Below are 8,526 nucleotides of genomic sequence, written 5' to 3'. Positions count from 1 at the left end.
AGACGGAGGACTACGCCCGGGCCGTCTTCGCCTACCGGGTTCCCGAACTCTCGTACGAGGACGTCGACTGCCCGGCGGCGTACAGGCCGGCCCGGGGGCACCGCGTTTTCCCGTGCCCGGACGGGACGGGCGGGGCGACGAAACTCCGGCTCATCATTTACCTATACCTGTTAAATAGGACATTTGCCTTAAGGTTGGCCCGACTGACTGCTCGACCGACGGACAGACGTGTGGAGGACCCGGACCCGTGACAGTGCACCTCACCGAGCGGCAGGCCCCCGCCGCGGCCGCCCCCGTCGTCCGCCCCCGGGGTCCGCGGGTCGTCACCAAGGTCCCGCGGGTCCAGCGGCTCGCCCTGGAGCTGGCGCGCTTCTCGGTCGTCGGCGGCAGCGGTGTCGCCGTCAACGTCCTCTTCTTCAACCTGGCGCTGCGCGGGCTGGACTGGGCCCCGATGGTCGCCACCGTGATCGCCAGCTGTGTCGCCATGGGCACGAACTACCTCGGCTTCCGCTTCTTCGCCTACCGGGACCGGGCCTCGCGCACCCGTGGCCAGATCGCCCTCTTCTTCGCGTTCAGCGGGCTCGGCGTCGTCATGGAGAGCGCCCTGTTCTACCTCGGGTACCACGGGTTCGGAATGATCGGCTCGCTCGGCTCGAACATCGCCAAGGTGCTGTCCATCGTGCTGGCCTCCGCGTTCCGCTTCGTCGCCTACCGGACCTGGGTCTTCCAACACGCGAAGAACGGGCGATAGCACCCCATAACGGGGCGGGGTCCCTACGATAAATAGGATGAACGTGGATCAACACCGTGCGTCCGCTCCGCCCGGCACCAGGCCCTCCCGGCCGGCCGTCTCCGTGGTCGTCATCGTCTACAACGACGCCGACCGACTGCCCACCGCCGTCCGCTCCGTCCTGGACCAGACGCTGCGCGCCGTCGAGGTCGTCATCGTCGACGACCGGAGCACCGACGGCTCGTACGACGTGGCGCGCGGGCTGGCCGCCGCCCATCCCGGCCGGGTCCGCGCCTGCCGGCTGCCCGAGAACAGCGGCGGCTGCGGCGCCCCCCGCAACCGCGGCATCACCGAGGCCCGCGGCGAGTACGTCGTCTTCCTCGACAGCGACGACGTCCTGGAGCGCAACGCCTGCCGCAACATGCTGGAGGCCGCCGAGACCACCGGCGCCGACCTCGTCTCGGGCCTGTGCGTGCGCGTGCACGTCGACTCGCGGACGGGCAAGGAGGTCAAGTGGTACCCCTGGCTGTACGAACGCACCCGCACGCTGGAGTCGATCTCCGAGCTGCCCGACCTGATGGTCTTCGACACCCTGTCGACGAACAAGTGCTACCGCCGGCGGTTCCTGCTCGACGAGGGGCTGCGCTTCCCGGTCGGCATCCACTACGAGGACCTGCTCTTCTCCGCCCAGGCCTACGCCTCGGCCCGCCGCATCACCCTCATCCCCAACCGGGTGTACGACTGGCGGGTCGCGGACAAGGCGGCCGCGAAGTCCATCAGCAACCGGCGTGACGAGATCGCCAACTTCGCGCACCGCATGGAGATCCACCGGCGCGTCGACCGGCTCCTCGCCGACAAGGGGCTCCTGGAGCTGAAGTTCGCCAAGGACGTCAAGTTCCTCAAGCACGACCTCGTGCTGCACCTGCGGGAACTGCCCTTCCGGGACGCGGCCTACCGTGAGGAGTTCGCCGCGATCGCCCGGCAGTACCTGGAGTCGATCGACCGCGCCGCCTTCGACGAGGCCGAACCCATCCACGCCGTCTGCGCGTACCTCCTCCAGGTCAGCGACTGGGACAACCTGCTGCCCGCCGTGGACACCCTCGCCAACCGCGACAAGATCTCCTCGCCGCTCGTCGAACGCGACGGCCGCGTGTACTGGTGTGCCGAGCACCTCGACGACCCCTTCGGCCGGCACGTCCTGGACGTCACCGACCTCGGCTACCACGCCCGGCCCGTCGAGAAGATGTTCCTGCGCGACGAACTGACCTCCTACGAGCCGGGTCCCGGCGGAACCGTCCGGCTCGCCGGGCGCGTCACCAACCCGCTCGGGGTGATCCCGCCGGACGCCCGGCTCACCGCCCAGCTGGAGTTCTACGCCCGCCGGCGCGGCGTGCGCTTCCAGACGTTCCGCTTCCCCGTGGCCCGCGTGTGGCACGCCGGCGACACCATCGCCTGGGAGGGCTCGGCGGACCTCTCGGCCGTGCGCCCGCTGGGCGTCGTGGACACCGTCTGGGACGTACGGCTGCACCTCGACGTCGACGGGGTCCGCACCACCACACGGCTCACCGCCGCCGAACCCGGCCTGATCACGGGCCGGTTGCCCGTCCGACCCCGGCTCACCCGGTTGGTCGCCGACCGGTTCGAGCCGGTCGTCTCCACGCGCGGGCACCTGTCCTACCGGCTGGTCCCGGACAAGAAGGCGAACGCCCTCGTGCAGCGCGGTGTGCAGGGCCGGCCCGGGGCGCTCGCCAAGTCGGGCTTCCGCAAGGCGCGTTCGCTGCGCAAGGACCTCACCTCGGGGCCGGCCAAGATCCGCCTCTACCACGAGGTGTTCAGCCGGCTCCCCGTCCGCCGACGCCTCGTCGTCTTCGAGAGCCACCTGGGCCGCCAGTACAGCGACAGCCCCCGCGCCCTCTACGAGGAGATGCGCCGCCAGGGCCTGGAGTTCGACGCGGTCTGGTCGTACGCGGGCCGGCCGGACGGGTTCCCGGACGACGCCACCCTCGTACGCCGCTGGTCGCTGCCCTACCTGCGGGCGCTCGCGCAGGCCGAGTTCTGGGTCGACAACCAGAGCTATCCGCTGAAGCTCACCAAGCGGCCGCGGACCACGTACCTGCAGACCTGGCACGGCTCCGCCCTCAAGCGGATGGGCTTCGACGAACCGGAGTGGAAACTCAAGTCGCGGGCGGCGCAGGACGTGCAGCAGCAGACGCTGGACCGCTTCGACCGTTTCCTGATCCGCTCCGAGCACGACGTGCGCACCCTCGCCCGGGCGTTCCGGCTCCAGGAGCGGACCCTGCTCCGGGTCGGCTATCCGCGCAACGACGAGCTCGTCCAGGCGAGGATGCGGGAGCGGGCCGACGGGGCGCGGGAACGCGGCCCGCTGGCAGCCGAGTTGGGCATCCCCGAGGACAAGCAGATCCTGCTGTACGCCCCGACCTTCCGGCATCGCGGCAGCGGGCAGAAGCGGTTCGAGCTGCCCTTCGACGTGGAGCGCTTCGCCGACACCTTCGGCGACCGCTACGTCCTGCTCGTCCGCTCCCACTACCTCAACCACGTCGTGCTGCCGCCCTCCGTGCGCGGCCGCGTCATCGACGTCACCGCGCAGCACGACATGACCCCGCTGCTCGCGCTGGCCGACGGACTGATCACCGACTACTCGTCCGTGATGTTCGACTACGCCCTCCTCGACCGCCCCATGTTCTTCTTCGCGTACGACTACGAGGAGTACGTGCACGAGGGTCGCGGCACCTACTTCGACCTGCTGGAGCGGGCTCCCGGACCCGTCGTGCGCAGCGAGGACGAACTGCACGTCGTCCTCGGCTCGCTGGAGGAGCAGACCGTCAAGTACGCGCCGAAGCGGGAGCAGTTCACGGCCGAGTTCGGCGAGTACGACCAGGGGACCGCGTCCCGCGACATCGTCGAGCAGTTCTTCGCGCACTGGAGGCGTGGATGACCGACTTCCCGCAGCGGGACATCTTCTTCGTCTCCAACAGCGTCGACGAACTCGGCGGGGTGACGAGCTGGTCGCACCAGATGGCCCGCCTGTTCATGGAGCGCGGACACCGCGTGCACGTCGTCGGGATCACCGACCCCGACGTCCCCCAAGAACTGGGCGAACTCCCCTACCCGACCACGACGTTGTACGACGTCCGGCCGCCGCGGGTGCGACCGACGGGCGGGCTGCGCGGGCGGATCGACGTCGTCGAGCACCGGCGGCGTGCCGAACGGGCGGCCGGGATGCGGGAACGGGCCGACCGGTTGTCCGAGCTGCTGCGGACGGCGCGGCCCGGTGGCGTCGTCATCGTCACGCAGGTGTGGGCCATGGAGTGGGTGGAACTCGCCGACACCGAGGGTCTGACCGTCATCGGGATGAGTCACGAGTCCTTCGCCTACTCCCGGTCGACCTCGCGGTTCCGGCGGGTCCTGAAGCACTACGAGGACGTCGACCGGATGCTCGCGCTCACCCGGGAGGACGCCGACCTGTGGATCAGGCAGGGCATGAACAACGTGTCCTTCATGCCGAACCCGCTGCCGTTCATGCCCGAGGTGCCCTCTCCGCGCACCGAGAACGTCGTCGTCAGCATCGGCCGGCTGCACGACCAGAAGGGCATCGACATGCTGCTCGACGCCTGGTCGGAGACGGCACCGCTGCACCCCGACTGGCGGCTGCGGATCTACGGTTCGGGGGAGGACGAGGAGATCCTCCGGAAGCAGTGCACGGCCCTCGGGCTGGACGACTCGGTCGACTGGATGGGGCGGACGAGCGATGTGCCCGGCGCCCTGCGCGGCGGCTCGGTGTTCGTGCTCTCCTCGCGGGGCGAGGGGTTCCCGCTCGCGGTCATGGAGGCGATGGCCGCCGGTGTGCCGTGTGCCGCCTTCGACTGCGCGCCCGGCGTCCACGAGATCATCAGGGACGGTGAGGACGGTCTTCTCGCGACCCTCGGCAACACCGGTGAACTGGCCCGCCGACTGGACACGTTGATGTCCGACAAGGCCCTGCGGGACACCATGGGCGAGGCCGCGCGCGTGAACGTCCAGCGCTTCACGACCGGTGAGGTGGTCCGCCGGTGGGAGGAGCTGTTCGGGTTCCTGGAGCGGTGAGTGCCGGCTTCCGGGTGCTCGCATGCGGCCGCTGATCGCTGATCGCTGATCGCTGATCGCTGAGGGCCAACGCCTGAGGCCGGTCGGGACGCGGGCTCGGGCCGCCCGCGTCCCGACCGGTTCAGTGGGGTTCGGCGCGGCCCGCTACTTGCCCGTGAACTTCTCGTACTCCTTGAGGACCTGCTCGGTGGGTCCGTCCATGCGCAGCTCGCCGCGCTCCAGCCACAGCACGCGGTCGCAGGTGTCGCGGATCGACTTGTTGTTGTGGCTGACCAGGAACACCGTGCCCGCGCTCTTGCGCAGTTCGCGGATGCGGGCCTCGGACCGCCGCTGGAAGGAGCGGTCACCGGTGGCGAGCGCCTCGTCGATCATCAGGACGTCGTGGTCCTTGGCCGCGGCGATGGAGAAGCGCAGGCGGGCCGCCATGCCGGAGGAGTAGGTCCGCATCGGCAGGGTGATGAAGTCGCCCTTCTCGTTGATGCCGGAGAAGTCGACGATCTCCTGGTAGCGCTCCTTGACCTGCTCGCGGGACATGCCCATCGCGAGGCCGCCGAGGTAGACGTTCCGCTCGCCGGTGAGGTCGTTCATCAGGGCCGCGTTGACGCCGAGCAGCGAGGGCTGGCCGTCCGTGTAGATCTTGCCGTTCTCCACGGGGAGCAGACCCGCGACCGCCTTGAGCAGCGTGGACTTGCCGGAGCCGTTGGTGCCGATCAGGCCGATGGCCTCGCCCCGGTAGGCGGTGAACGACACGGACTTGACGGCGTGGACCTTGCGGACGCCCGCCGCCTTCTCGGTCTGCTTGCGGCGCAGCATGCGGTTGAGGGCGGCGGTGGCGCTGCCGCGTCCGGCGCCGGTGCCGTTGACGCGGTAGACGATGTCGACGCTCTCGGCGATGACGGTGGGGATGCGCTCGGAGTCCGCTCCGGCCGCCGCCTCGGTGCCCTGCGTCGGGGCGTCCTGCGTCGCGTGCGTCTGCTGCGTCTGCTGCGTGATGGTGTCAGCCACGGCCGTAGGTCTCCTCAGCCTTCCAGAAGTAGATGAAGCCGCCGACGCCGGCGACGAGCGCCCAGCCCACCGCGAGGGCCCAGACGTGGTGCGGCAGTTGGTGCGCGTGGAAGCTGTCGATCAGCGCGAAGCGCATCAGGTCGATGTAGACGGCCGCCGGGTTGCTCTCCAGCAGGACCATCGCCCAGTGCGGCAGCTTGTTGTTGCTGAGCACCTTGTCGATGCTCCACATGACACCGGAGACGTACATCCAGGTGCGCAGCAGGAACGGCATGAGCTGGGCGATGTCCGGGGTGCGGGCGCCCATCCGGGCCATGACCATCGCGACGCCGGCGTTGAAGGTGAACTGGAGCACCAGCACCGGTACCGCGAGCAGCCACGAGGCGCTGACCGGCACCCCGAAGCAGAGCAGGATCACGACGAGCGCGGCCATCGAGAACAGCAGCTGCTGGAGCTGCTGGAGGGCGTACGACACCGGGAGCGCGGCACGCGGGAAGTGCAGGGCGCGGACCAGGCCGAGGCTGCCGGAGATCGCCCGGGTGCCCGCCATGATCGAGCTCTGCGTGAAGGTCCAGATGAAGACGCCGGTGACCAGGAACGGGATGTAGTCCGGGACGCCGTGCTTGGTGCCGAGCAGGATGCCGAAGATGAAGTAGTAGACCGCCGCGTTCAGCAACGGGGTCATCACCTGCCACACCTGGCCGAGCTTGGCCTGGCTGTACTGCGAGGTGAGCTTGGCGGTGGCGAACGCGGTGATGAAGTGGCGCCGCGCCCACAGCTGGCGGACGTACGCGGGCAGGCTCGGGCGGGCGCCGCTGACGGTGAGGCCGTACCGGGCGGCGAAGGCCGCGGCGTCGTCGGCGGGGGAGGCCGGCGTCGCCGTCGCGGGCGGGGTGTGGAGGACCTGGCTCACATCCGTTGCTTTCGCTCGGGGGGTGGGGTGCGGGGCGTCCTGACCGTTTCGAGGACTGCTCTTTGCCGTTCTCTTACGTCGGGACGGGACCGTATCGTCGCAACGTGAGCGTAGGGCTGTCTACGTCGGAACGCAACCGTTTCGTCGTAACGGCCTATGCTGGTCGGTATGACCACGAACGCCGACACAGCCGCGAGTGCCGCCACGCCCGCGCCTGCCGACGGGAAGGCCCCGCGTCGCCGGGCTCCCGCCGGTGCGGCCGTCCTGAGGGAGGATGTGACCGAAGCGATCCGCGCCGCCGTCTTCGAGGAGCTCGCGACCGTCGGGTACGCCCGGATGTCCATCGAGGGCATCGCCCGCCGTGCCGGGGTCGGCAAGACCGCGGTGTACCGGCGCTGGCGCTCCAAGCGTCACCTGGTGCTCGACCTGGTCTCTGCGATCGCCGTCCAGGGCCTGCCCGCCCCCGACACCGGCTCGCTGGAGGGTGACCTCCGCCTGCTCTACGAGGTCACCTCACGCGCCCTGCGGCACCCGGTCGCCGGCCAGATCATCCCCGACCTCCAGGCCGAGGCGGCCCGCAATCCCGAGATCGCGGACGCCCTTCAGAAGGCGCTGCGGGAGGGCCAGCAGGGCGTCGCGAGCGGCATCGTCGCGGCGGCCACCGCCCGGGGCGAGGTCCGCGAGGGCGCCGACCTCGACCTGGCCCTGGACCTGATGTCCGGCCCCCTGTACTGGCGAGCGGTCGTGGTCCGCGGCCCCAAACTCCCCAAGCCCTACCTGGCCACCCTGGCCCGCACGACGGCGGCGGCGCTCAAGGCGTTGTGATCCCGCCGGCGGGCGTCCGGGGCCCGTCGGCCAGCCGGCCGGCGAGCCCCGCGAGGTCGTCGGCCCGCAGGACCCGGCCGCCCGAGCCCGGCAGGGGGACGTGCAGGACTTCGGTCCACCGGCCCGGGATCGCGTCGTCCCCGTGCACGGCCCCGGCGAGGGCGCCCGTCACGGCGGCGACCGTGTCCGTGTCGCCGCCGAGGTCGACCGCCGCGCGCAGGGCGTCCTCGAAGGAGTCCGTCGTCCGCAGCGCCCACACGGCCGAGCCGAGACAGGGCCAGACCGCGCCGTTGAACTCGGTCGCCCTGTCCGGGTGCCAGTCGCCGGCGAGGACGGTCGCGTAGCGGGCGCGGTGGTCCGGGTGAACCGCGTCCAGGGTGTCGGGGAGCGCGGTGAGGGGATCGTGCCCGACCAGCGCGGTGCGGATCAGTTCGTGGAGGATCGCCGTGCCCTCCCAGGCCGCGCGGTCGCCGTGGGTGAGCGCGGCGATCCGGCGGGCGGCGGACATCGTGACGTCCCGGCCGCACGGGGCGAAGAACACGGCGGAGGTCGCCGCACGCATCAAGGAGCCGTTCCCTGCGGCGCGTTGGCTGACCTGGAAGTGCAGGGCGGAGGCGAGATCCCAGGGGTCGCCACCGGTGAGGACCGCTTCCGTCTGAAGGCCGATGTCCTTGGGCTCGGCTGCCGCCCACCGCCGGAACCCGTCGAAGACGTCCGGGAGTTCGAGGCCGCCGTGCCGGACCAGGGACTCGCCGACGACGACCGCCATCTGTGTGTCGTCGGTCGCCTCGCCGGGGTCCCAGCCACCGCCTCCGCACATCTCCCCGCCCTGTCCGGGAACGGGAAAGCGCCGCGTGAACGCCCCTTCCGGCCCGAACTCGAAGGGAGCGCCCAGCGCGTCACCCACCGCGGAGCCGAGGATCGTGCCGATGGCGGTCATGGGGTGAGC

The 8,526-nt window shown here is 70.7% G+C and carries 7 protein-coding genes and 1 pseudogene; 5 read left to right on the top strand and 3 right to left on the bottom strand.

The window, feature by feature from the left end:
• The 4 genes and pseudogenes from AB0C62_RS24750 to AB0C62_RS24735 form a co-directional block, all read left to right on the top strand.
• Window positions 1-251: pseudogene (locus AB0C62_RS24750) on the top strand (hypothetical protein); the annotation flags it as partial.
• The gene (locus AB0C62_RS24745) at window positions 248-751 is read left to right on the top strand and encodes a GtrA family protein (RefSeq protein WP_362976519.1); all 504 of its coding nucleotides are present in this window, start codon (window positions 248-250) and stop codon (window positions 749-751) included. The pseudogene AB0C62_RS24750 and the gene AB0C62_RS24745, both read left to right, overlap by 4 nt.
• 37 nt (window positions 752-788) lie before the next feature.
• Entirely contained in the window at window positions 789-3,686 is a 2,898-nt protein-coding gene (locus AB0C62_RS24740; protein ID WP_362976517.1) for a CDP-glycerol glycerophosphotransferase family protein, read from the top strand.
• Window positions 3,683-4,834: a glycosyltransferase gene (locus tag AB0C62_RS24735; RefSeq protein ID WP_362976515.1), complete on the top strand. Its 1,152-nt coding sequence runs from the start codon at window positions 3,683-3,685 to the stop codon at window positions 4,832-4,834. The genes AB0C62_RS24740 and AB0C62_RS24735 overlap by 4 nt, the downstream gene beginning before the upstream one ends.
• Before the next feature lie 144 nt (window positions 4,835-4,978).
• Here AB0C62_RS24735 and AB0C62_RS24730 read toward each other — a convergent pair whose 3' ends face one another.
• The gene (locus AB0C62_RS24730; RefSeq protein ID WP_362976531.1) at window positions 4,979-5,740 is read right to left on the bottom strand and encodes an ABC transporter ATP-binding protein; all 762 of its coding nucleotides are present in this window, start codon (window positions 5,738-5,740) and stop codon (window positions 4,979-4,981) included.
• A gap of 91 nt (window positions 5,741-5,831) precedes the next feature.
• Complete coding sequence (locus AB0C62_RS24725; RefSeq protein WP_351501117.1) at window positions 5,832-6,752, bottom strand: ABC transporter permease; 921 nt, start codon at window positions 6,750-6,752, stop codon at window positions 5,832-5,834.
• A 156-nt stretch (window positions 6,753-6,908) separates the two neighbouring features.
• On the opposite strand from AB0C62_RS24725, the gene AB0C62_RS24720 reads away from it, so the two are divergent.
• Window positions 6,909-7,577, top strand: a complete 669-nt coding sequence (locus tag AB0C62_RS24720; RefSeq protein ID WP_362976512.1) for a TetR/AcrR family transcriptional regulator — start codon at window positions 6,909-6,911, stop codon at window positions 7,575-7,577.
• Here AB0C62_RS24720 and AB0C62_RS24715 read toward each other — a convergent pair.
• Window positions 7,564-8,517, bottom strand: a complete 954-nt coding sequence (locus tag AB0C62_RS24715) for an ADP-ribosylglycohydrolase family protein (RefSeq protein ID WP_362976510.1) — start codon at window positions 8,515-8,517, stop codon at window positions 7,564-7,566. The genes AB0C62_RS24720 and AB0C62_RS24715 overlap by 14 nt on opposite strands.
• Window positions 8,518-8,526 lie beyond the last annotated feature (9 nt).

The organism is Streptomyces sp. NPDC048643, from assembly GCF_040650615.1.
In the GTDB taxonomy this organism is placed as follows: domain Bacteria; phylum Actinomycetota; class Actinomycetes; order Streptomycetales; family Streptomycetaceae; genus Streptomyces.
The sequence above is the reverse complement of the archived record's forward strand: the minus strand, read 5'-3'. Positions and strand labels throughout refer to the sequence as shown.

What these genes read in the sequence shown, in the direction of transcription:
- AB0C62_RS24740 (WP_362976517.1), top strand. Translation starts at nt 789, where the DNA reads ATGAACGTGGATCAACACCGTGCGTCCGCTCCGCCCGGCACCAGGCCC.
- AB0C62_RS24735 (WP_362976515.1), top strand. Translation starts at nt 3,683, where the DNA reads ATGACCGACTTCCCGCAGCGGGACATCTTCTTCGTCTCCAACAGCGTC.
- AB0C62_RS24720 (WP_362976512.1), top strand. Translation starts at nt 6,909, where the DNA reads ATGCTGGTCGGTATGACCACGAACGCCGACACAGCCGCGAGTGCCGCC.
- AB0C62_RS24715 (WP_362976510.1), bottom strand. Translation starts at nt 8,517, where the DNA reads ATGACCGCCATCGGCACGATCCTCGGCTCCGCGGTGGGTGACGCGCTG.